Annotated in this window: 25 protein-coding genes; 11 read left to right on the top strand and 14 right to left on the bottom strand. The window is 73.8% G+C overall.

Features of this window, described 5'->3' with window-relative positions:
* Positions 1-168: 168 nt before the first annotated feature.
* From HIR71_RS12690 to HIR71_RS12655, 8 genes are all read right to left on the bottom strand, one after another.
* The gene (locus tag HIR71_RS12690) at positions 169-795 is read right to left on the bottom strand and encodes a FliO/MopB family protein (protein ID WP_169325439.1); all 627 of its coding nucleotides are present in this window, start codon (positions 793-795) and stop codon (positions 169-171) included.
* Positions 795-1,547 (bottom strand): flagellar motor switch protein FliN, encoded by a 753-nt coding sequence (fliN, locus tag HIR71_RS12685; protein ID WP_169325438.1) that lies wholly within the window; start codon positions 1,545-1,547, stop codon positions 795-797. Before fliN ends, HIR71_RS12690 begins: the two co-directional genes overlap by 1 nt.
* On the bottom strand, positions 1,547-2,479 hold the full coding sequence (locus tag HIR71_RS17530; RefSeq protein WP_169325437.1) for a flagellar motor switch protein FliM: 933 nt from the start codon (positions 2,477-2,479) through the stop codon (positions 1,547-1,549). Before HIR71_RS17530 ends, fliN begins: the two co-directional genes overlap by 1 nt.
* A 208-nt stretch (positions 2,480-2,687) precedes the next feature.
* Complete coding sequence (locus HIR71_RS12675; protein ID WP_169325436.1) at positions 2,688-3,212, bottom strand: flagellar basal body-associated FliL family protein; 525 nt, start codon at positions 3,210-3,212, stop codon at positions 2,688-2,690.
* Between the two features lie 5 nt (positions 3,213-3,217).
* Complete coding sequence (locus HIR71_RS17525) at positions 3,218-4,090, bottom strand: OmpA/MotB family protein (protein ID WP_169325435.1); 873 nt, start codon at positions 4,088-4,090, stop codon at positions 3,218-3,220.
* Positions 4,087-4,881 (bottom strand): motility protein A, encoded by a 795-nt coding sequence (locus tag HIR71_RS12665; RefSeq protein WP_169325434.1) that lies wholly within the window; start codon positions 4,879-4,881, stop codon positions 4,087-4,089. The genes HIR71_RS17525 and HIR71_RS12665 overlap by 4 nt, the downstream gene beginning before the upstream one ends.
* The gene (locus tag HIR71_RS12660) at positions 4,881-5,177 is read right to left on the bottom strand and encodes a flagellar FlbD family protein (RefSeq protein WP_211374155.1); all 297 of its coding nucleotides are present in this window, start codon (positions 5,175-5,177) and stop codon (positions 4,881-4,883) included. The genes HIR71_RS12665 and HIR71_RS12660 overlap by 1 nt, the downstream gene beginning before the upstream one ends.
* 114 nt (positions 5,178-5,291) lie before the next feature.
* Positions 5,292-5,480, bottom strand: a complete 189-nt coding sequence (locus HIR71_RS12655) for a hypothetical protein (protein ID WP_169325433.1) — start codon at positions 5,478-5,480, stop codon at positions 5,292-5,294.
* Positions 5,481-6,550: 1,070 nt separating this feature from the next.
* Between HIR71_RS12655 and HIR71_RS12650 the strand changes: the two genes are divergently transcribed.
* From HIR71_RS12650 to HIR71_RS12605, 11 genes are all read left to right on the top strand, one after another.
* Positions 6,551-7,543, top strand: a complete 993-nt coding sequence (locus HIR71_RS12650) for a prolipoprotein diacylglyceryl transferase family protein (protein WP_211374154.1) — start codon at positions 6,551-6,553, stop codon at positions 7,541-7,543.
* Positions 7,544-7,699: 156 nt separating this feature from the next.
* Positions 7,700-9,298, top strand: coding sequence for a multicopper oxidase family protein (locus HIR71_RS12645; RefSeq protein WP_249051845.1), 1,599 nt, complete (start codon positions 7,700-7,702; stop codon positions 9,296-9,298).
* 268 nt (positions 9,299-9,566) lie between these two features.
* Positions 9,567-10,223 carry an ABC transporter ATP-binding protein gene (locus tag HIR71_RS12640; RefSeq protein ID WP_211374153.1) on the top strand — a complete coding sequence of 219 codons (657 nt, stop codon included), beginning with the start codon at positions 9,567-9,569 and terminating at the stop codon, positions 10,221-10,223.
* Positions 10,220-10,897, top strand: coding sequence for a heme exporter protein CcmB (locus HIR71_RS12635; RefSeq protein ID WP_169325430.1), 678 nt, complete (start codon positions 10,220-10,222; stop codon positions 10,895-10,897). Before HIR71_RS12640 ends, HIR71_RS12635 begins: the two co-directional genes overlap by 4 nt.
* A complete protein-coding gene (gene ccsA, locus HIR71_RS12630) occupies positions 10,894-11,646 on the top strand; it encodes a cytochrome c biogenesis protein CcsA (protein ID WP_169325429.1) in 753 nt (250 codons plus the stop codon). The genes HIR71_RS12635 and ccsA overlap by 4 nt, the downstream gene beginning before the upstream one ends.
* A gap of 1 nt (position 11,647) precedes the next feature.
* Positions 11,648-11,770 carry a hypothetical protein gene (locus tag HIR71_RS17225; RefSeq protein WP_282959289.1) on the top strand — a complete coding sequence of 41 codons (123 nt, stop codon included), beginning with the start codon at positions 11,648-11,650 and terminating at the stop codon, positions 11,768-11,770.
* Positions 11,767-12,180 carry a cytochrome c maturation protein CcmE gene (locus tag HIR71_RS12625; protein WP_169325428.1) on the top strand — a complete coding sequence of 138 codons (414 nt, stop codon included), beginning with the start codon at positions 11,767-11,769 and terminating at the stop codon, positions 12,178-12,180. Before HIR71_RS17225 ends, HIR71_RS12625 begins: the two co-directional genes overlap by 4 nt.
* Positions 12,177-14,162, top strand: a complete 1,986-nt coding sequence (locus tag HIR71_RS12620; RefSeq protein WP_211374152.1) for a heme lyase CcmF/NrfE family subunit — start codon at positions 12,177-12,179, stop codon at positions 14,160-14,162. Before HIR71_RS12625 ends, HIR71_RS12620 begins: the two co-directional genes overlap by 4 nt.
* A complete protein-coding gene (locus HIR71_RS12615; protein WP_169325427.1) occupies positions 14,155-14,628 on the top strand; it encodes a cytochrome c-type biogenesis protein in 474 nt (157 codons plus the stop codon). The genes HIR71_RS12620 and HIR71_RS12615 overlap by 8 nt, the downstream gene beginning before the upstream one ends.
* The gene (locus HIR71_RS17520) at positions 14,625-15,467 is read left to right on the top strand and encodes a tetratricopeptide repeat protein (RefSeq protein WP_169325426.1); all 843 of its coding nucleotides are present in this window, start codon (positions 14,625-14,627) and stop codon (positions 15,465-15,467) included. Before HIR71_RS12615 ends, HIR71_RS17520 begins: the two co-directional genes overlap by 4 nt.
* Positions 15,464-16,207, top strand: coding sequence for a TlpA family protein disulfide reductase (locus HIR71_RS12605; RefSeq protein WP_211374151.1), 744 nt, complete (start codon positions 15,464-15,466; stop codon positions 16,205-16,207). Before HIR71_RS17520 ends, HIR71_RS12605 begins: the two co-directional genes overlap by 4 nt.
* 45 nt (positions 16,208-16,252) lie before the next feature.
* On the opposite strand, the gene HIR71_RS12600 is transcribed toward HIR71_RS12605, so the two are convergent.
* From HIR71_RS12600 to HIR71_RS12575, 6 genes are all read right to left on the bottom strand, one after another.
* Positions 16,253-16,996: a cytochrome c biogenesis CcdA family protein gene (locus HIR71_RS12600; RefSeq protein ID WP_169325425.1), complete on the bottom strand. Its 744-nt coding sequence runs from the start codon at positions 16,994-16,996 to the stop codon at positions 16,253-16,255.
* A gap of 107 nt (positions 16,997-17,103) precedes the next feature.
* Complete coding sequence (locus tag HIR71_RS12595; protein WP_169325424.1) at positions 17,104-18,285, bottom strand: flagellar hook protein FlgE; 1,182 nt, start codon at positions 18,283-18,285, stop codon at positions 17,104-17,106.
* Between the two features lie 25 nt (positions 18,286-18,310).
* Positions 18,311-18,781: a flagellar hook assembly protein FlgD gene (locus tag HIR71_RS12590; RefSeq protein ID WP_169325423.1), complete on the bottom strand. Its 471-nt coding sequence runs from the start codon at positions 18,779-18,781 to the stop codon at positions 18,311-18,313.
* 71 nt (positions 18,782-18,852) lie between these two features.
* On the bottom strand, positions 18,853-20,184 hold the full coding sequence (locus HIR71_RS12585; protein WP_169325422.1) for a flagellar hook-length control protein FliK: 1,332 nt from the start codon (positions 20,182-20,184) through the stop codon (positions 18,853-18,855).
* Complete coding sequence (locus HIR71_RS12580; RefSeq protein WP_169325421.1) at positions 20,181-20,654, bottom strand: flagellar export protein FliJ; 474 nt, start codon at positions 20,652-20,654, stop codon at positions 20,181-20,183. Before HIR71_RS12580 ends, HIR71_RS12585 begins: the two co-directional genes overlap by 4 nt.
* Positions 20,654-21,982, bottom strand: coding sequence for a FliI/YscN family ATPase (locus tag HIR71_RS12575; RefSeq protein ID WP_169325420.1), 1,329 nt, complete (start codon positions 21,980-21,982; stop codon positions 20,654-20,656). Before HIR71_RS12575 ends, HIR71_RS12580 begins: the two co-directional genes overlap by 1 nt.
* Between the last annotated feature and the right edge of the window lie 129 nt (positions 21,983-22,111).

Below are 22,111 nucleotides of genomic sequence, written 5' to 3'. Positions count from 1 at the left end.
GTCGGGTAGGCGACGTTGAGCAGGGCGCCGACCTGCTCCTCGAAGTGGAACCCGGGCCACTCCATCTGCCGCCAGTTCCGCGACCCGCCGGCGCGCATCTGCTCCACGGTGTCGCGGCCGTCCCAGTAGCGACCGCGAGCACGGTCCGCACGAGGCGCTGGGTGGCCGTCACCGGCGCACGGTCCGTTGCTGCACCACGTCGACCGCACGACGCCACGTCTCGGGTGACAGGATCGAGCCCTGCAGCGCTGCGGTCTGGCGTGCGCCGGTCTGGCGTGCGCCGGTCGGCGCGCCGGTCTGCAGCGCGCCGGTCTGCAGCGCGCCGGACCGCCGCGCGCTCGTGGACGCCGCGAGGCCCGCGAGCGCCGCGAGCTCGGCGACCCGCTCGGGGTCGTCGAGCGCCGTCGGGTCCTGCTCGAGCACCGACAGGTCGAGCTCCTCGCGCACCTCGGTCACCGGCACCAGCACGCCGCCCAGCCCAGCCACAGCACGTGGCGCGTCGGCCGCGGGCGCAGCGGCGCCGTCGTCGGCTCCGTCGGCCGCAGGCACGTCGATCTCCGTGAGCACGCGCACACCCTGGTCACCCACGCCGAGCAGCAGGACGCGGCCCGCGACCTCGACGAGAGCCACGCCCGCACCCTTGCCCAGCGACTGCCGGCCGATCACGGCGAGCGGGACCGAGCGGGTGCGGCGCACGCCGGCGGTGCCCGCGAGCTTGCGCCCGGCGAACCAGATCAGGCCGAGCACGGACGCGAGGGCGAGCGCCACGCGCAGCCCGAGGAGGAGGGCGTCCATCAGGCGGTGGCGGCGTCGGCCGAGACGATCTCGGTGATGCGGATGCCGTAGTCCTCGTCGACGACGACGACCTCGCCGCGCGCGATGAGACGCCCGTTGACCATGACGTCGGCGGGCGCGCCCGCGGCGCGGTCGAGCTCGAGCACGGCGCCGGGCACCAGCTCGAGCACCTGACGGACGGGGAGCTTCGTGCGGCCGATCTCGGCGGTGAGCGTCATGTCGACGTCGTAGAGCAGGCGCAGGTCCGCGCGCTCGACGCCGTCGCGCTGCTGCGGCACGACGGGGGCCTTCGTGCGGGCCCGGACGCCGAACCAGGCCTGGGGGGCGCCGTCGGCCACGAGCGCGAAGGCCTCGAGGCCGTCGCCCGCGAGGTCCCCGCCCACGGGGCGGACCTCCGCGACGTCGAGCACGCCGGGGCCGAACGCGCCCGCCGCGGCCTCGAGCGCCGGGCGCAGCGCGTCGGCGAGCGACAGCGGAGCGGCGCCGTCGCCGACGAGCGCCTGCGCGACCGCGAGCTCGGCGACCAGCACCAGCTCGACGCTCGTCGCGCCGACGAACGTCGCGACGACGGCGGAGTCCGCGGGCGAGGGACCCTGCCCGGGGCCGAGCGGCGCGACCGCGAGCGGCACGGTCGACGGCAGGAGCGTGACCAGCAGGTCGGCGGCGGCGCGTGCGGTCGCGGCGGGGGGTGCGGCGGCGGTCTGCGCGGGGGCTGCGGCGGTCTGCGCGGCGCGCGGAGCGGTGGCGGGCATCAGGAGGTCTCCTCGGAGTTCACGACGAGGCACGCGAGCCGCGTGCCCTGGGTCCCGGCCGCAGCCTGGGCGAGCACGACGTCGTCGACGACGACGTCGAGAGGACGGGTGGTGGGGTGGTTCAGCTGGAGGACGTCGCCGACGGCGAGGCCGACCACGTCGGCGGGGCGCACGGTGACCGGTCCGAAGCGGACCGCCACCGGGACCGGGACGTCCTCCATCCCGAGCGCGAGGCGCGCGAGGGCGTCGGCGTGCGCGGCACGCTCGTCGGCGGTGCGGCTGTCGGTCGCCTCGCCCGCGCGGAGGTTCGCGAGGATCACGTCGGCCGGCAGCATGATCGTCGCGGTGTCCTCGAGCTCGCCGACCTTGGCCGTGAACGTCGCGACGATCACGGGCGACGACGCCGCGACGGCCTGCACGAACTGCGGTGCGTACTGCACGGACTGGACCGCGACCTTGATCGGCAGGATCGACTCGAACGCGTAGGTGAGGTCGCCGAGCGAGTGCTGGAGCAGGTCGCGCACCAGCTCGAACTCGATCTCGGTGAGCTCGCGGGTCGGCTCGCCGTAGACCATGCCGGGGCCGCCGAGCAGGTAGTCGACCCAGCTCATCGTCATCGCGGTCGGCACCTGCACGACGGCGGTCGCGCGGCTCGGGTCGAGCGTGCACATCACCATGACGGTGTGCGTCGGGAGGCTCCGGACGTACTCGTCGTACGAGCTCATCGTCACGGAGTCGATCGAGATCTGGGCGCTCGCGCGCAGACGGGCGACCAGCTGGTTGCCCCACTGGCGGGCGAACGTCTCGAAGGCCATCTCGAGGATCCGCCCGTGCTCGCGCACGAGGGTCATCGGCCGCCGGAAGTCGTACACCTCGGGGGGGCCGGTCTTGCGGCGGCGCGACGTGGCGCGCTGGACATCCTGGACCGTCACGAGAGGGTGATCGGCGGCGGGCGCACGGTTGTGAGGAACCGGCTCCGACTCGTGGCGGCTCACGTCGCGTCGTCTCGCGCCGTGCCCCTCGTCTCGCGCGGGGCGCGAGCGGTGTGGCGCCCTCCATGGCGCCGTGAACGCATCGGCATCCGTGCCGATGGGATGTCACCTCGCAGGGTGGCACCACGGGGTGGTCACGCGGACCACGTCACTGCGTGACGTAGTCGGTCAGGTAGACGTCCATCACCTCGCCCTCGTACGCCTCGGCGAGCAGCTGCGCGAGCTCGGTCTTGAGCTGTGCGCGGATCGTGGGGTCGGAGATCTCCTGGATGCTGCGCCCGGAGAACAGGGCGATCGCGAGATCCAGGGCTCGCGCCGGCTCCGGGGCCTCTTCGACGTCGGCCGTGAGCTGGAGCCCGAGGCCGAGCCGCAGGTAGCGGCCGTCCGCGAGGTTGACGCTGATCGAGGGGACCGTCAGCACCTCGCCCGCCACGGGCGGCGGCTCGGGGGGAGGCGCCGCGCCGTCGTCGGGCGCGAGGAGGAAGACGTACGCCGCGGCGCCCGCCACGAGCACGACCACGACGCCGAGGAGCAGCAGCAGCTTCTTCCTCGACCTCGTCGGCTTCGCCTTCTCCTCCGCCGGCGCGGGCGCGACGGAGATCCCGGACCGCCCGGCCCGGATACCGCCTGCGGGGCGGGGCGTGCTGGCGATCACGCGCTGCTCGGTGGGCATCGGGGTCATCCTTCCGTTCCGGCGATGACGCTCGGCACCAGGGCCCGGACGGGCTCGGGCACGGCGCTGTGGATCACGATGTCGACGCGGCGGTTGACCTCGAGGGGGTCCCCGTCGGGGTCGGGCAGGGGGCGCGTGTCCCCGAAGCCGATCGCCGAGATGCGGCGGCCCGGGACCCCGCCCGTCTCGACCAGGCGCCGCAGCACCTGGGTGGCGCGGTCGGCCGAGAGCTCCCAGTTGCTCGCGTAGCGGCCGGAGACCGGGATGATGTTGGCGTGGCCCTCGACCGAGATCTCCTCGGGGATCGCGACGAGCAGCGGCGCGGCGGCGTCGAGCACGGCCTGGGCCGCGGGCTTGAGGGCGGCGCTGGCCGGGTCGAAGAAGACGTCGTCCGCCACGAGCCCGACGACGAGCCCCCGCTCGTCGATCCGGTACCGGACCTGCTGCGCCATGCCGACGGCGGCGAGCCGCGCCTCGATCTCCGCCTGCATCTGCTGCAGCCGAGTGACCTCCTGCTTGGCGAGCTCGACGTTCGGGTCCTTGCCCGGCACGCCCTCGATGACGGGTTGGATCGGCCCCGTCTCACCGCTGGCCTGCGGGCTGTTCGGCACCGCACCGGCGTCCTTCATCACCCCGGCGCTGCCGTCGAGGACGTTCGCGGACGCGTTGCCGAAGCCCTGGGCGAGCGAGTCGCGGAGGGCCTCGAACTTGACCTGGTCGACCTGGCTCATCGCGTACAGCACGATGAACAGGCCGACGAGCACGGTCATCATGTCCGCGTAGGACACGGCCCACCGCTCGTGGTTCTCGTGCTCCTCCTCGTGGGCGCCGCCGCGGCTGCGGCCCTGCCTGCCACCGGTCCTGTGCGCGGTGCTCACGCGGCGGCCTTCTTGGCGGCGCCCGCCTTGGCGGCCGCCTTCGGATCGGCTGCCGGCAGGAGCGAGCGCAGCCGCTCGCCGACCAGACGCGGGTTGGCGCCCGCCTGGACCGCCAGCAGACCCTCGACCGCGACCTCCATCTGCGCGCACTCCAGGTCCGAGGCGCGCTTGAGGCGGCTGCCGAGCGGGAGCCAGATGAGGTTCGCCGAGAGCAGGCCCCACAGGGTCGCGACGAAGGCGGCCGCGATCAGCTCGCCGAGCTCCTCCGGCTTCGCGAGGTTCTCGAGGACGTGCACGAGCGAGACGACCGTACCGATGATGCCGATCGTCGGGGCGTAGCCGCCCATGTCGGTGAAGTACTTGGCCGCGCCCCGGTCGGCGGCGCGCTTGGTCTGGATCCGGTCCTCGAGGATCGTGCGCAGGTCGTCCGGGTCGGTGCCGTCGATCGCGCCCTGGAGGCCGCTGCGCAGGAACTCGTCGTCGATCTCGCGCGCGGCGTCCTCGAGCGCGAGCAGGCCCTCGCGGCGGGCGCGGTCGGCGAGGTCGACGAGGGTCTCGACCGTCTTCTCCGGGTTCGGGGGCTTGAAGGTGAACGCCTTGCCGAGCGAGCCGAACGCGCGCTTGGCGTCGATGACGGTGCTGCCCATGAGCCCGGCGCCCAGCGTGCCGCCGATGACGAGCAGCATGGGCGCGGGCAGGATCACCGACATCGGGCTCGAGCCCTCGAGGATGATCGCAGCGAGAACCGCGCCGAGCGCGACGACGATCCCGATGAGGGAGGCGGGATCCATCAGCCCCTCCGCGGGTAGAGCTGGACGGTGGTGGCGAGCGGCGCGTCGTCGTCGGGCTCGTCCGGCGCAGCGCGCAGGCCGAAGCTCTGCTGCACGTCCTGGCTGCGAGCGACGAGGGTCGCGCGGTACGTCGTGACGAGGTCGATGACCGCGGCCATCGACTCCTGGACGATGTACTTGGTGCCGTCGACGAGCGTGAGGATCGTGTCCGGGGCGCTGTCGATGCGCTGGAGCAGGTCAGGGTTGATCGCGAACTGCGGGCCGTTGAGGCGCGTCACGATGATCACGATGTCCATCCCGTCCGTGGGTCCCGAGCAGTAGCGGGCCCATCCATGAGCCCTGTGCAGGGTTGATCGGCGGGGAGTCGGCGGGTGTGAGGGGTTCCGACGGGTCCCGGCGAGACGGCACACTCACGACCGGAGCCCGGCACCCCTGCCGGCGAGTGCGACGTCGACCCGCCCATCCGCGGGGACTCCCCGGCGAAACGTCACACTCCGAGACGGCGCCTCGATCGCCAGTGCCGCGCGCCGGATCGCGCCGAGGAAGTAGTCGTTCCACACGCGCCCGAGGTGCTCGATCAGCTCGAGCGCGAGCTCCACCGCCTCGTCGAGGCGGCCCGCCCCGATGGGCGCGTCGATGGCGCAGCCACGAGGAGACGATCGCCTGCTGCCCGGACCGTCTCGCTCGCGGCGCTCGCGCTGCGATCGGGCTCGTCGTCCTGGTCGACGGCGACCGCTGCCCACGTGTGGATCACCTGGACCAGGCGCGGTCGCGGCTCGGCGGCCGTCGGGTCCGCGGCGTGCTCGTCGCCCGGGCCAGGCGGGAGCAGGTGCGCGGCGAGATCACGGGGTGGTCCTGGGGCCTGCGCGCCGGACCGGTATCGTCGTCCTGGCACGCATGGCATCTTCATCACTTCTCCATGCTCGGAACTGCAGACTGCGCGGAAGGGCGGCGACACTGTGCCGATGAGCAGCACCAACCTGGCCACCGTGGACCGTGGCGTCCACCGCGAGTCCTGATGTCCGCCGGATCCGACAAGCCGAAGGACCGGCAGGCTGCACCGACGGGCGACCACGACGCGAAGAGCGGCACGACGAGCGGCACGACGAGCGGCGCGACGAGCGAGAAGCCTGCCGGCGCCTCCTTCTTCCGAGCCGCTGCGCCGCCCCCGAGCCAACCCCACCGACCGGCTCCCCTCCGCACGGGCGAGACGCGGACCCCTCGCCGAGACGCGCGCCCGGCACGGCGGCCCGATCCCGGCGGCAAGAAGGCGCCTCAGGCGCGGCAACAGGGACGTCCAGCCGCTCCCGCCACGCCTCGCGCCGCCGCCACGCCGTCGCCCGCCACGCCTCGCGCCGCCGCCACGCCGTCACCCGCCCAGCCTCGCGCCGCCGCCACGCCGTCACCGGCTCGGCCACGCGCAGCGGAACCGCGCGCCGCTGCCGACCTCCCCGCGTCGCCGTCGGCGACCCCGGCCGCTGCGGAAGCGGCCCCCGCTGCCACCACGCAGCCGCGGGACTCGCAGCCTAGGCTGGCGCGGCACGCACTGCCCTCCCCGGTCGCGATCACGGAGCTCAGCTGCAGCCCGCTCGAGAACACCGACCAGCAGTCCCTGGGTGTCACGTACTGGTTCGACGCGGAGCCTGCCGGCGAGCCGTACACCCTGAACGTGCATCTCCGCGGTCGCCTGAAGAGTGGTGCCGACGGCGAGGGCGCCTCCTCGACACCGGGTGGCCGCACGGAGTTCGCCGTGACGTCGACGCTCGAGAAGGTCCTGCCCGGCTCCGGACGGATCGCCGTCACCACCCGGATCCCCGACGTCGCGCCGGGTCAGTGGGAGGTGGTGGCCACGCCGGTGCGGCCTGCACCCGCGGGCGCGCCCAGCCCGTGGATGGAGGTGCGCGACCCTCTGCTGCCGCGGGCTGCGACCTCGGGCCGCACCGCCTTCTCGCCCTTCGTCGGCGCCCTCGCGCCCGGTGTGCGCCTCGGCGCATGGCCCGCGCTGGTCGGCACGGGGTTCGTCCTCGCGCTCGTGCTCCAGAGCATCCTGGCACGCCAGGTCGGCCTGGCCGGACCGCGCCTGTTCCTGCTCACCGTGATCGCGAGCGCTCTCGGGCTGGCGGGTGCCAAGCTCTACTACCTGCTCACGCACCGCAGAGAAGGACGCAGTCCGGTGACGCAGGGCCTGTCGGTGCAGGGCTTCGTCATCACCACCGTCGCGACGCTCGTGGCGGGCACGTTCCTCCTCGACCTGCCCCTGGGCACGTCGCTCGACGTCACGGCGCCCGGCTTGCTCCTCGCGATGGCGGTCGGCAGGCTCGGCTGCCTGTTCGGCGGGTGCTGCGTGGGCCGGCCGACGTCGTCGCGGTGGGGCGTCTGGTCCTCCGACAGACGCGTCGGGGTCCGACGGATCCCGGTGCAGCTGCTCGAGTCCGGGTTCTCCGCAGCCCTCGGGGCTCTCGCCCTGCTGGCCGTCCTCACGGCGCCCGGCGTGGGCAGCGGTCTCGTGCTGGTCGCGACGGTGGCGGCCTACGTGCTCGGGCGACAGGTCCTGTTCCCGCTACGGAGCATCCCTCGTGCCACCGCGCACGGACGGGTCGTCTCCCTCGTGGCAGCGGCCGTCGCGCTCGTCGCGTCCCTGGGACCGCTGCTGCTGGGGTGACCGACCACTGTCGGCCGGACGCCGCCGACCGCTCGGGCCTGCGGCTTCATGAGATCTTCATCGTCCCCAAGCAGAACCTTCGTGCCGCACGGTGACGATGTCCCGGCGCCCCGTGGCGCACCCTTCACGATCCCGAGAGACGGATGGAGCTCCCCCTTGCCTTCCACGCCCGGTCCGCGTTCCACGCCTGATGCCCGCAAGGACCTGAGCCGGCGGCGATTCCTGCAGTTCGGCGCCGCCGGGCTCGTCGTCGTGGGCGGCGGCGCGTTCGCCGGCACCCGGCTCTTCGCCGGCGCGGCGCCCGTCGGACCAGGTGCCGCCTCCGTCGCCCAGACCGAGGCGGCGCGGCGGGCCACCGGCACGGTGGTGCGCCGCGAGCTGCGCGCCGCCCCGACGACGCTGGACCTCGCCGGGCGGGCGGTGCAGACCTGGGCGTACGACGGCGTCGTCCCCGGCAAGGAGATCCGCGTGACGGCCGGGGACGAGCTGCGGGTCCGGCTCGTCAACGACCTGCCCGCCGAGACGACCGTGCACTGGCACGGTCTCGCGCTGCGCAACGACATGGACGGCGTGCCCGGCCTGACCCAGGACCCGGTGGCCGCGGGCGCGAGCTTCGACTACGCGTTCGTGGTCCCCGACCCCGGAACGTACTGGTTCCACCCGCACGTCGGGGTGCAGCTCGACCGGGGGCTGCAGGCGCCGCTGATCGTCGAGGACCCGGCGGAGCCCGGGCGCTACGACGACGAGGTCGTCCTGGTGCTGGACGACTGGACCGACGGGTGGGGCGACTCTCCCGACGCCGTCCTCGAGCGCATGCGCCGCGAGGGGATGGTGATGGGCGACGACTCCATGGCTGGCATGGACTCCATGGAAGGCATGGAGGGCATGGACGGGATGGAGGGCATGGACGGGATGGACATGGAGGGCAGCATGCCGTCCGCGGCCCAGCCCCTCGGTGCCGACACCGGCGACGTCGTCTACCCCGCACACCTGGTCAACGGGCGGGTCCCCGAGAACCCCTTCGTCATCGACGCGGCACCCGGGCGCCGGCTCCGCCTGCGGATCATCAACGCCGGTGGCGACACCGCGTACCGGTTCGCGGTCGGCGGCCACCGCCTGACCGTGACGCACACCGACGGCTTCCCGGTGGAGCCGGTGGAGGTCGACACGCTCATCATCGGCATGGGTGAGCGCTACGACGTGGTGATCACCGCGGGCGACGGCGCGTTCCCGGTCGTCGCCGTCCCCGAGGGCAAGGACGCCGCGCCCGGCTTCGCCGTCCTCCGCACCGCCTCCGGCGAGACGCCGTCCGCGGTCGCGCGCCCCGCGGAGCTCGGGGGCCGTCTGCTCAGCTACGCGGACCTGCGGGCCACCGAGGCGGCCGCGCTGGAACCGCGCGGGGTCGACCGGGAGCTCGAGCTGGCGCTGCAGATGGTGGACGGCGGTCGGCAGTGGTTCATCAACGGAGCGGCCTTCGGGGACCACGAGCCGCTGGAGATCCGACGCGACGAGCGCGTCCGGCTCGTCCTGCGCAACGAGTCGATGATGTTCCACCCCATGCACGTCCACGGCCACACCTTCGCGCTCGCGGCCCGTGGCGGGCGTGGCATCCGCAAGGACACGGTCAACGTGCTCCCGATGGAGACCCTCTCGGTGGACCTCCAGGCCGACAACCCCGGCCAGTGGCTGATCCACTGCCACAACATCTACCACGGTGAGCTGGGCATGATGACCGTGCTGTCGTACCTCGCCTGACGCGAGCTCGTCGGGGCACGCCGCACGGCGAGGTCATGGTGATTGTCACCACAGGTGACCCCTGCGGTCGCCTCGACACCGCGCGGGCCGGATCGAGTCGTCGCGGACCCGGCCTACCATGCAAGGCAGAACCTGATGCCCGTTCGTCCGGCGGAGGTGGTCGCGATGGCCGCCCTCGGGTCGAACCCGACGGAGGAAGCCGATGCCGGAGCCGCTGCATGCTCTCACCGGGCGTGCGTCCAGACCCGCGCAGGGTCCCGTGGCGGTCGTGGAGTCCGTCCGCGTCGACATCGCGGGCACCCCGGTGCTGCGAGGGTTGGACCTGCGGCTGGAGGCGGGCGAGGTCGTCGGGCTGCTCGGACCGAACGGCTCCGGCAAGAGCACCCTGCTGCGGATGCTCGCGGGCCTCATCCCGCCGGCCGGGGGACGGTGCCGGGTCCTGGGGGCCGACATCAGCGCCGACGGCGCCGCAGGGCGCGCGGCCCGCGCCGCCGTCCGCACCTCCGTCACCCTCATCGGGCACCAGCCCGCGCTGTACCCGCAGCTCGAGCTCGGGGAGAACCTCCGCCTGGTCGCGCGGCTGACCGGTCGCGACGAGACCGACGCGACAGCCGCGCTGGAGTCGGTCGGGCTCGCGGCGGCGACGCACCGGAGGGCCGACCAGTGCTCCCACGGCATGCTTCGCCGGGCGGACCTCGCCCGGGCCTTGCTGACCGAACCTCACCTGCTGCTCCTGGACGAGGCCCACGCAGGTCTTGATCGCGACAGCGTGCACCTGGTCCAGGTCCTGACCGAAGCGGTGCGGTCCCGGTCGGGTGCCTGCGTGCTGGTCTCGCACGAGCGGGACCGGTTGCGACCGATGGTGGACCGGGCGGTCGAGCTCGTCGACGGCGCGGTCGTCCCTGCCTCCGTGAGCGTGCCGTGAGCAGGGCAGTCGGCGCAGGAGAGCAGGTCCGGGCGCTCGTGGGTCTGCAGCTGGCGCTCGAGCGGCGCACCGGTGAGGCCCTGCTCGTCGTCGCGCCGTTCGGTGCGGTCGCGCTGCTCCTGCTCCCGATGGCCGTCGGGACGGACGTCCCGCTCCTGCGCCAGGTGGGACCGGGCTTCTACTGGCTCGTCGTCCTGCTCTTCGGGGTCATGCTGACGGTGCGGCACAGCGCGGAGGACGGGCCCGGACCTCGAGCGCTGCTCGCGCAGTGCGGGGTCGACCCCGTCGCTCGGGCTCTGGCCCGGGTCGTCGCGGACGCCGTGCTGCTGCTGGCCTTCCAGCTGCTCCTCGCACCGGTTGCGGTCGCGCTGTACGACCCCAGGATCCCCGGGTGGCCGGCGCTTCTCCTCGTGCTGCCGCTGGTCGCGGTCGGGCTGGCGGCGCTCGGCGCGCTGGCGGGAGCCGTGTCCGCCGGCGTCCCCGGCCGCGCCGTGCTGGGTCCGCTGCTCGTCGTGCCGCTCGCAGTGCCGCTCCTGCTGGGCGCCACCCAGGTCATCGAGGCGGCCAAGTATGCTCGGGCACCGTGGCCATGGCTGGTCCTCATGGGACTGGCGGGTTTGCTCGCGCTGTTGGCCACGGTGCTGACAGCGCGTGCACTGGAGGAGGCAGGATGACCCGGATCGACCGCTATCTGGGGGCGGCCACGGGCGCCCTCGTGCTCGCCGGGCTGGCGGCCGCCGTGTCGGCTCCGCCGGATCGGCTCCAGGGGGAGCTGCAGCGGCTCATGTACGTGCACGTGCCTGCTGCGTGGCTCGCGTACCTGTCGTTCGGCCTGACCCTGGTCGGCAGCGTCGCCTGGCTGCGGTCGCGCCAGGAGCGGTGGGACCGCCTCGCGGCCTCGAGCGCGGAGGTCGGCGTCTTCTTCACGGGACTGGCGATCGCCCTCGGCGCCATCTGGGGCAAGCCGGTCTGGGGCGTGTGGTGGACCTGGGACCCACGGCTCGTGACCACCGCGGTGCTGCTCTTCGTCTACCTGGGGTACCTCGCGTTGCGCCGTGCCACGGTGGACGCGACCCGGCGCGCCCGCAACAGCGCCCTCTTCGGGGTCGTCGGCTTCGTCCAGGTCCCGGTCGTGCACTTCTCGGTGCTGTGGTGGCGCAGCCTGCACCAGCCACCGACCGTCCTGCGTCCAGGCGACCCCACCATCGACCACGTCATGCTCGCTGCTCTCGTGGTGAACGTGGTGGCGTTCAGCGCCGTCTTCACGGTGTTCCTGCGGATGCGGATGCGTCTGGCGCGCGACGAGGCCGAGCTCGCCGCCGCCACGGAGGCACCGGGACGGCCGGTGGCCGGGTCCGCCGTCACGGCGCCCGCCGCGCAGGTCGCGGCTGTGACCAGGCAGATGGACCAGAGAGAGGGATGACGTGACTGACTGGGGCTGGGTCCTGCTGGGCTTCTCCGTGGCGTACGGCGCCATGGCTGTCTACCTGACCGTCCTGCGTGCCCGCACGGCACGGGCGCGGCGCCGGCTGGAGGAGCTGCGATGAGAGCGCGCGCGTTCGTCGTGCCGGGGGTCGGGCTGGCCGCCGTGCTGGCCGGGACGCTGATGTTCGGCAACCTCAACGACAACCTCGTCTACTACCTGACGCCCGACGAGGCGGTCTCGGGGCGGGCGGCCGCCTCGAACGGCGAGCGCTTCCGTCTCGGTGGTCTCGTCGAGGCCGGCAGCGTCGTCCCCACCGCCGACGGCGTGCGGTTCACCGTGGTGGGCGAGTCCGACGGGGGCACCGTGCAGGTCGAGCACAGCGGTGCGCCCAACCAGCTCTTCCAGGAGGGCATCGGGGTAGTCGTCGAAGGGAGGTGGCGGGCGGACGTGTTCGTCTCCGACACCATGATCGTCAAGCACGACGAGGAGTACCGTGCCCCCGCGACGGAGGCAGGCGGGACGACGTCGTGATCTGGGCTGCTGCCGGCTGGACGGGTGCCATGCTCGGGCTGGCCGGGTCCGCCGTGCTGGCGTGGTGGGCGCTGCGGGCCCAGCGACGTCCCGCCGCGGTGCCGATCGGACGTCTGCGTGTCCTTGCCGCGTGCATCCTGGCGGGCGGCCTGCTCGCCCAGGGCGCCCTGGTGGCGGCCCTGCTCACGAACAGCTTCGAGGTGTCCTACGTCGCCGAGACGGGCTCGCGCACCACCCCCCTGCTGTTCAAGGTGACAGCGGCCTGGTCGGCTCTCGACGGCAGCTCCGTGCTCTGGGTGCTGGTACTGGCCGGCTTCGTCGTCGCGGTCGCGCGAGGCATCCCCAGCACGGCCGATCGGCTCGGGACGGGCGCTCTGGGCGTCATGGCCCTGGTGTCCGTCTTCTTCTTCGGGCTCGTCACCACGGTGACCAACCCGTTCCAGATCCTGGCCGACCCGCCGCTCGACGGGCCAGGGGCGAACCCGCTGCTGCAGAACCACCTCATGGTGGCGTTCCACCCGCCGCTGCTCTACCTGGGGTACGTGGGCTTCACCGTCCCGTTCGCGTTCGCCATCTCCGCGCTGCTGCTGCGGCAGGGCGGCGTGGAGTGGCTGCGCCGCACCCGCCGCGCCAACCTCGTCGCGTGGACCGGCCTCACCGGCGGCCTCGTGCTCGGTGCGTGGTGGTCGTACGACGTGCTGGGCTGGGGCGGCTACTGGGCGTGGGACCCGGTGGAGAACGCGGCCCTCATCCCCTGGCTGGTCGCGACGGCGTTCATCCACTCCGCGGTCGTCCAGCTCAGGCGCGGCATGCTTCAGCTGTGGAACCTCGTCCTGGTGGTGTCGACGTTCTCGCTCACCTTGCTCGGCACGTTCCTGACCCGCTCCTCCGTCATCGCCTCGATCCACGCCTTCACCCAGTCCGCGGTCGGGCCGGTGCTGCTGGGATTCTTCCTGCTCGTGGCGGTGGTCTCGTTCGGGCTCATCGCCTGGCGCGGGGCGGACCTCGTCGGTGGCGGACGGCCCGAGTCCCTGCTCAGCAGGGAAGGTGCGTTCCTCGTCAACAACGTCCTGCTGTCGTTGTACGCGTTCGTGGTGCTCCTCGGCACCCTCTACCCGGTGCTCGTCGAGGCGGTGACCGGGCAGCAGGTCTCGGTCGGCCGTCCGTTCTTCGACCGGATGGCGGTGCCGCTGTCCTTCGCCCTGCTCCTCGCGATGGGCGTCGGGCCGTTCATGCCGTACCGCCGCGCGAGCGGGCGGGTGCTCTGGCGGAAGGTGTCGTGGCCGCTGCTGGTGGGCAGCCTCTCCGCGGTCGGCCTCGTCGTCGCGGGCGTGACCGACGCGGCCGTCGTCCTCGCGGTCCTCCTGGCCGCCACCATCGCCGCGGCCAGCGTGCGGGAGCTCCTCGTCACTGCGCCGGGGCGCTCGCTGCGCGGGGTGTGGCGCGTCGCGCGGGGGCGCCGAGGCTACTGGGGCGGACAGCTCGCCCACATCGGCGTGGCGCTGTTCGCCGTCAGCGTCGCGACGTCGAGCGGGCTGGCCCAGCGCGACTCCGCCGACCTCGAGATCGGCGACAGCCTCTCCGTCGCCGGCTACACCGTCACCTACGTGCAGGACGTCGAGCGCGAGATGCCCGACCGCACGCGCCGAGCCGCCCGCCTGGAGGTCAGCCGGGACGGTGAGGTGGTCCGGACGATGGAGCCTGCCCTCACGGCCTTCCGCAACCAGCCGCAGGCGGTCGCGACGCCCGCGGTGTGGACCAGGCCCTCGGAGGACGTGTACATCTCGCTCACGCGGCTCGAGCCTGGCTCGATCGCGATCAACGTGTCCACGAAGCCGTTCATGTGGCTCATGTGGGCAGCGGGCACCCTGGTCGCGGTGGGCGGGGTGTGGGCTCTGGTGGGGCGGCGTACAGGACCGGCAGCCGTCACGCCGGGATCGGGGTCCGTCCGGTCCGTCGAGAAGGTGTCCCCACGTGCGTAGCCAGGTCCGGCGTGCCGTCCTGCCCCTCCTGCTGCTGGTGTCGCTCGCGGTCGTGGCCTGGGGCCTGCTGGGCCGACCGGGCCCTGCGGCGGACCGCGCCTACGCGCTGGAGCAGCTGCTGCGCTGCCCGACGTGCCAGAGCGTCTCGATCGCGGACTCCCCGTCGGAGACGGCTGCCGCCATGCGGCTCGAGGTCGCCCAGCAGGTCGCTGCCGGACGCAGCGACCAGGAGGTCTTCGACTACTTCCGCGCCCGCTACGGCGACTGGGTGGTGCTCGACCCGCCGGCGCAGGGCGTGACGTTGCTCGTCTGGCTGCTGCCGGCGGGTGCTGCGGCGGTCGCACTCGGCGTCCTGGCGACCCTGCCCCGACGGCAGGTGCCGCCGTTGCCGGAGGAGGACCGCGAGCGCGTCCGGCGCGAGCTCGACCGGCTGCGGTCGGTCACGACCGTGGAGGAGGAGCCGTGACGGCACCGCGGCCACGCCTCCCCAGCCGCGCCGGGATGGAGCAGCAGCGGGACCAGGCGCTGCGTGACCTGCTCGAGCTCGAGCAGCAGGTGAGCGCGGGGGACGTGCCGCCCGGCCCGGCCGTGGCGCTGAGGCGGCGCTACGAACGCACGGCGGCGGAGGCGCTCGCGGTGCTGGACGGCGACGACGACGGCGTCGCGGCCGACGGCGAACCACCGCGCAGGGTGACGTGGCGTGCCGCGGTCTACGGCGCCGGAGCGCTCGCGGCCGTCGTGGCGCTCGTCGTCGTCCTCCCTCCCGCTCTGCAGGAGCGACCGGACGGCGGTTTCGTCAGCGGTAACGAGGTGATGCAGGTCGACCCGGAGCCCGGGCCGTCTCCGTCGGCACCACCGGGGCGTGACCTGTCGAAGGTCAGCGACGCCGAGATGGAGCGCGTCGTCGTGGCCAACCCCGACGTCATCGGCATGCGGCTGGCGCTGGCCGGGCGCTACCGCGACCAGGGTGAGTTCGACAAGGCCGTCCCGCACTACCGCCAGGTGCTCGACCGCCAGCCGGAGAACGCGGAGGCGCTGGCCTCGCTGGGCTGGATCCTTCTCATGCTGGACGACGCCGGGCAGGCGGCACGCTTCGCCGACGAGGCGGTCCGGAGCGACCCCGAGCTGTCCCTGGCGTGGTGGGTGCAGGCCAACGTCCGGCTCTACGGGCAGGACGACCCCGGCGGCGCGCTGGAGGCCGTGCGGCGGATGCAGGAGCTGCCGGCCGAGCCGGAGGTGCGGGACCAGATGGCCGCGCTGGAGCAGGAGGTCCAGGCGCGCCTGGCGGCCGGAGGTGGCGGATGAGCGGGCACAAGACGGCCGACGCCGAGGTCGGCCCGCCGCCGGATGAGCGTGCGCGGTCGCTGGGGCAGGATCGCTCGACGCAGCAGCCGGGCGCCTCCGCTGAGCCGGCCGTCCCGGCCCTCGTCACCGCCGACCGACGCCCGCGGTCGCGGGCGGGCATGTTCAGGTGGCTCGCGGTGCTCGTCCTCGCCGGGGTGGTGGGCCTGGGCGCGGTGCTCGGGGCACGGCTCGGCACAGATCCGACGCTCGTGCGCTCGCCCCTGATCGGCACGCCGGCGCCCGACATCGAGTGGCCGTACCTGGAGAGGGAGGGAGCTCTGAAGCTGGCGGACCTGCGAGGCCGGGTCGTGGTCGTCAACTTCTGGGCGTCCTGGTGCGTCCCGTGCCGCGCCGAGCATCCGGAGCTGGTCGCCGCTTCCGATGCCTACGCCGACGCCGGCGTCACGTTCGTCGGCGTGAACTACCAGGATCGGCAGTCCACCGCGACGGCTTTCCTCGACGAGCTCGGGCGTGGCGAGAGCTACGAGTACGTCACCGACTCGGGGTCCCGGGGTGCCGTCGACTTCGGCGTCTACGGGGTCCCGGAGACCTTCGTGATCGACCGGGAGGGCACCATCGTGGCCAAGATCATGGGTGCCTCGAACTTTCCGCTGCTGTCCAGCACGCTCGACCAGGTGCTCGCCGGCAGGTCGCCGGGCGAGGTCGTCAACGGTCCGGTGCAGAGGGAGCCTGGCGGCTGACGCCCGCCGGAGGGCGGCCTCCGGCGGCGAGCGCCGGGGTCGAGGTCAGATGGGCGGCCAGCCGATGCGTGCGTACGAGGCCAGGAACCAGCTCATGAGCTGGTTCCAGCTTCCAGTGGCCATCGCCAGGCCGGTCACGACGAGCAGCACCCCGCCGGCCAGCTCGATGCGGCGGGTGTTGCGCGCGAGCCACTCCGGCCGCCGCTTGCCCCGGATCATCCCGGCCGCCAGCAGCAGGAACGGGATGCCGAGGCCGAGGCTGTAGGCGACGAGGAGCGCCATGCCGCGTCCTAGCGTCCCCGAGCCGGCGGCGGTCGCGAGGATCGCCGTGAGCACCGGGCCGACGCACGGTGTCCACGCGAAGGCGAACGCAGCGCCCAGCGGCAGCGCACCGGCCGGGCCACGGCTGAACCGTGCGGTGTCGATCGCGAAGCGCCGCTGCAGGAGCGGCACCCGGACGACGCCCACCATCACCAGGCCCATCAGCACGACGAACGAGCCTCCGACGACGTTGATGACCTGCCGGTTCTGCACCAGCAGCAACCCCAGGGCCGACGCCGTGATCCCGAGCACGGTGAAGACGAGCGTGAACCCGACCACGAACAGCACCGAGCCGGTCATCACCCGCGTGCGCTCCTGGACGGCAACCGTTCCGCCGGCCGCCGCGACCGGCTGGCGCAGCCCGGAGACGTAGGACACGTAGCCCGGCAGCATCGGCAGGCAGCACGGCGACGTGAACGAGATCACCCCGGCGACGAGCGCCAGGGACATCAGCGCGTAGAGCTCCAAGACTGCGATCCTCCGACCGATGAGTGCCGTCCCGGCACACTACCGCCCGGGTGCGACGGGCCTGGCATCCGTGGCCTGTGGCGCGGACCACCGCCCCGTGCCCGGCATCAGCGCTTGAGGTTGACCAGCTCCTGGAGCAGCTCGTCGGACGTCGTGATCACGCGGCTGTTCGCCTGGAACCCGCGCTGGGCGATGATCAGGTTCGTGAACTCGGACGACAGGTCGACGTTCGACATCTCGAGCGCGCCGCCCGACAGCCCGCCGCGGCCGCCCGTCCCCGCCGTGCCGACCTGCGCCGCACCCGAGTTGACCGTGGTCCGGTAGAGCGAGTTGCCCGACTTCTCGAGCCCGGTCGAGTTGGCGAACGTCGCGAGCGCGATCTGGCCGATCGCCTGCTTGAGCCCGTTGCTGAACGAGCCCATGAGCGTGCCGTCCGCGTTGAGCGAGAAGGACTGCAGGTTGCCCGCCTCGCGCCCGTCCTGCGACGCGGCCTTGGCCGTCTCGAGGCCCGCGAAGCCGGTCATCGTCGACAGGTCGACCGCGACCGCCCCGATCGTGAGCGAGGCGGGCGACGTGAGTGCCCCGGTCGTTGCGTCGAACGTCATCGCGTAGGGACCGTCGGCGGCCGTGCCGTCGCCGCCGGCGACCAACCAGCCCGTCGCCGACCTGGTCAGCTGGAGCGAGAGCGTGCGGGCGTTGCCCAGGTCGTCGAACACCTCGATCGTGCGGTTCAGGATCGTCCCGTCAGCAGCGTCGGCGGGGACGTTGCCCTGGAACCCGACGGCCGCCGTCGCCCGCGCGCCCATCAGCGTGGTGATCGGCAGCTGCAGGTCGACGAGCGGCGCGTTCGTGTCGATCGACCCGTCCCCCGCCGCGGCCCAGCCCTGGACGAGGGCGCCGTCGGGCGTGACGAGCTGCCCGAGCGTGTCGAAGTTGAACGAGCCCGCCCGCGTGTAGAGCTGCTCGTTGCCGCTGCGGACGGTGAAGAACCCGTCGCCGTTGATCATCATGTCGGTGCTGCGGTTGGTGAGCTGCGCGGCGCCCTGCTGGAAGTTCGTCGTGATGCCCGCGACGCGCACGCCGAGACCGACCTGGGCGGGGTTCGTGCCGCCGACGCCCTCCTGCGCGCCGCCTGCGTTCGTGAGGACCTGCGAGAGCGTGTCCTGGAACTGCGTCTGGGACGACTTGAAGCCGGTCGTGTTGACGTTGGCGATGTTGTTGCCGGTCACGTCGAGCATGGTCTGGTGGGCGCGGAGGCCGCTGATGCCGGAGAAGAGCGAGCGGAGCATGGTCGGTTCCCTTCGATGGGGTGGTTCAGGAAGCAGCGGGAGCTGCGGGGGCCGCGGGGGCTGGGGGGGTGGATGCGGAGCGGATGGAGGCGATGGCGTCGAGCGGGATCTCGTCCTCGCCCACGGTCACCGTCGGCACGGACCCGGCGTAGGACACGCCCGCGACCACGCCGGAGACGGTCTTCCCGTCGGCCCCCGTGTAGCTGACCTGCTGCCCGACGAGCGCCGCGGCGTTGGCCCGCATCTGCAGCGCGAAGCTCTCGCGCTGGGTGGTGGAGAGCTCGGTGAGCGCCTCCATGGACGCCATCTGCGTCGTCTGGGTCATGAGCGAGTCGCTGTCCATGGGCGAGCTCGGGTCCTGGTTGCTGAGCTGCGCGATGAGCAGCCCGAGGAACGCCTGCTTGTCGAGCGTGGCGTTGTCCTTCTTCGCGCTCGCCTCGACGGCGGCCGGCGAGTACATGCCGGAGCTGGCCGACGTGATCGTCTCGATGCTCATGGGGTGCGGCTCCTGGGTGGTGGTGCGGTCGACGGGTGAGGTGGCTGGGTGGTGGTGCGGGGTCCGGCGGATCAGACGGTGACGTCCAGGCCGGCGAGCCCGGTCGTCGATCTCGGCGGTCCCGTCGGCGGTATCGCGCCGGCTCGCGGCGCACGCACTGACTCGGACCCGCGCCCGGCGCCCGACGGCTCGCCCTGCGCACCGCCACGGTGACCGCCCAGGCCGGCCCCGGCGTCGGACCCGGCCTGCTCCTTGCCCGTGCCGAGCGAGAGCTGGCCCTGGAGGCCGGCACCCGCGAGGTCGCGGCGGAGGTCGGGCAGCGCCGCCCGGAGCGCCTCACGCGCGTGGTCCGAGCCGCCGAGCAGCTCGATCCGCACGCCCTCGGCGCCGATGTGGGCGAGCACGCGCACGGGTCCGATGGTGTCGGGCGAGACCCGCACGACGATGACGTGCTCGCCCGGCGCCGCGGTCCGCAGGGTCGCGAGGGGGCCGGCGAGCTGGGCGGCGACGGGACGGTCGGGCAGCGCGCTCGACGGCGCGGCCACCGGTGCGGCCGGCGCGGCGGCGGCTGCGCTCGAGGTCCCCGCGGGCACCGCGACCACGACGCGCTCGCCGCCTCCCGCGCCCTCGCCGACCGCCGACGACGCCGCGGCCGGGACCGCGGGCGTCGTCACCTTCTCGACGGGCCTCTCGACGGCCTCGCTCGCTGCCGGGGCCGCGGTCAGCGACCCGACGACGCCGGGGCGGGCGCCCCTGTCGTCCTGCGGTCCGTGGCCACCGGCCGAGGTGCCGTCGGTGTCCGTCGCCCCGTCGTTCGCCGCACCGGGTACGACGGCGGGCGTCGCGCCCGGTGCGGGTACGTCCCGGGCCGCGGAGCTCGGCGTGACGGTGGTCGGCGCGGCGGGGGTCTGCGTGACAGGGGTCGGCGCGGCCGTGGTCGGCGCGGCGGGGGTCTGCGTGACAGGGGTCGCCGCGGCCGTGGTCGGCGGCGGACCGCCCGCCGGCGTGAGGGTCGCGGTCGCGGCGCGAGCGCCGTCGTCGGTGCCTGCCGCTCCGACGTCGGCCGCGTCGGGCGTCCCGCCGAGCGCGATCACGACCGGCGTGGCGACGACCGCCTCGGGCGCGACCGTGGCCGCCGTCTCCCGAGAGGTCGGAGTCTCGCCGTCGGGCAGCGCGCGCGCGTCGGGCGCGTCGTCCGCACGCTCCGTGACCGCAGGGTCCGGCTGCCGGTCGCCCGACGCCGAGGACGCGTCGGACCCGGGACGCGGGTCGGCCACCTGCGCGTCGAGCGCCGACGCGAACGCCTCGCCCCGCGACGCCCGGTCGGCCGACCCCCGACCGCCCGCAGCGGCCGCGACCGGGTCCGTGCGCGGCGTCGGCGGTAGCACCAGCTGGAGGTTCATCGCACTGCTCCGTTCCTCGAACCGTCGGCGAGCATCGAGCCACCCGCACCCACGCCGACCGACGCCGCGCGGCGCGAGGCGATCTCGTCGAGGGCGAGCTGCTCCTGGCGGTCGTCCTCCGACCGGACCTCGGCGCGGTGCGTGTCCTCGAGCTTCTCGAGCGCGACCGACCGGGAGCGGGTCGCCGACCACTCCCCGGTCCGTACGCGCGCCACGTCCGCGGCGGCGCCCGCGACGGTCACGGCCTCGGTCACCAGCCCACCGAGCGCCGCACGACCGGCGACCCCACGCGCGAAGGCGAGGCGATCGCCGTCGGGCATGGAGTGCGCGGCGAGCGTCGCCTGCGTGCCGACGCGGACCGCCTCTGCCGACCGGAGCTCGGCGTTGGCGAGCGCGAGGCGACCGGCGGCCTCGTCCTCCTGGAGCTTGCGCAGGCGCAGCAGGCCCGCGAGCCGGAACGCACGCTCCATCACGCCACCCCCAGCCGGGCGACGAGCGCACCGAGGCGCTGCCACGAGTCGGTCGCCGGGACCTGCTCCGTCATGCCCTGACGCAGGAAGTGGTCGATGTGGTCGGCATGCGCGACGGCGGCGTCCACGAGCGGGTTGGTCCCGGCCGCGTACGCGCCGACGTCGATGAGGTCCTGCGCCTGCCGACGCGCGGCCATGACCCGGCGCAGCACGGTCGCGAGGCGCTTCTGCTCGTCGGTCGTCACGCGCGACGCGACGCGCGAGATCGAGCCGAGCGCGTCGATGCTCGGGAAGTGGCCGGCGACGGCGAGCTTGCGGTCGAGCACGACGTGCCCGTCGAGGATCGAGCGCGCGGCGTCGGCGATCGGCTCGTTGTGGTCGTCGCCGTCCACGAGCACGGTGTACAGGCCGGTCACCGAGCCCGACTCCCCCGTGCCCGCACGCTCGAGCAGCTGCGCGAGGACGGAGAACGTCGACGGCGGGTAGCCGCGCGTCGCCGGCGGCTCGCCGACCGACAGCCCGATCTCGCGCTGGGCCATCGCGACGCGCGTGAGCGAGTCCATCATGAGCACGACGTCGCCGCCCTGGTCGCGGAAGGACTCGGCGATCCGGGTCGCGAGGAACGCCGAGCGCAGGCGGACCAGCGCCGGCTCGTCGGACGTCGCGACGACGACGACGGAGCGCGCGAGCCCGGCCGGGCCCAGGTCGTCCTCGAGGAACTCGCGGACCTCGCGCCCGCGCTCCCCGACGAGCGCGATGACGGTGAGCTCGGCGTCCGTCCCGCGCGCGATCATCGACAGCAGGCTCGACTTGCCGACGCCCGAGCCGGCGAACAGGCCCATGCGCTGGCCGCGGCCGACGGTCGTGAGGGTGTCCATCGCGCGCACGCCCAGGCTGAGAGGCGTGTCGACGCGACGCCGGGTGAGCGCGTTCGGCGCCGAGGCGTCGACCGGCACCTGGCCGGCGGCGCGCAGCGGGCCCTTGCCGTCGATCGGCCGGCCGAGCCCGTCGAGCACGCGCCCGAGCAGTCCCCGGCCGACCGGCGCGGTCATCGCGCGACCCAGCGCGCGAGCCGGGGTGCCGGCGCGCAGGCCGTGCACCGCGGCGAGCGGCATGCAGCGGGCGGCGTCGCGCGTGGTCGCGACGACCTCGGCGAGCACGGTGTCCCCCGGCTCGCCGATCTCGACGAGCCCGCCGACGGCGCAGTCCACGCCCGCGACCTCGATCGACAGGCCGACGACGGTCCGGACCGACCCGATGCGCTCGGGCCGCGCCGCCGCGAGGGCTCGCTCCCAGCGATCCGTCCGCGCCGCGCGTGCGGGGGTCATCGTCGCGGTCACCGCGCACCCCCGACCCACGTGTCAGACCCAGCGCGCGCCTGGGCACGCGCACGGTCTGACACGTCGAGGGCGAGCGCCTCCTGACGCGAGCTGTCAGACATGCCGCGCGCCTGGGCA

Origin of the sequence: Cellulomonas fimi, from assembly GCF_012952065.1 — a bacterium.
GTDB classification, from domain to species: Bacteria; Actinomycetota; Actinomycetes; order Actinomycetales; family Cellulomonadaceae; genus Pengzhenrongella; species Pengzhenrongella fimi_A.
This window is presented reverse-complemented; position numbering and strand designations above follow the sequence as displayed.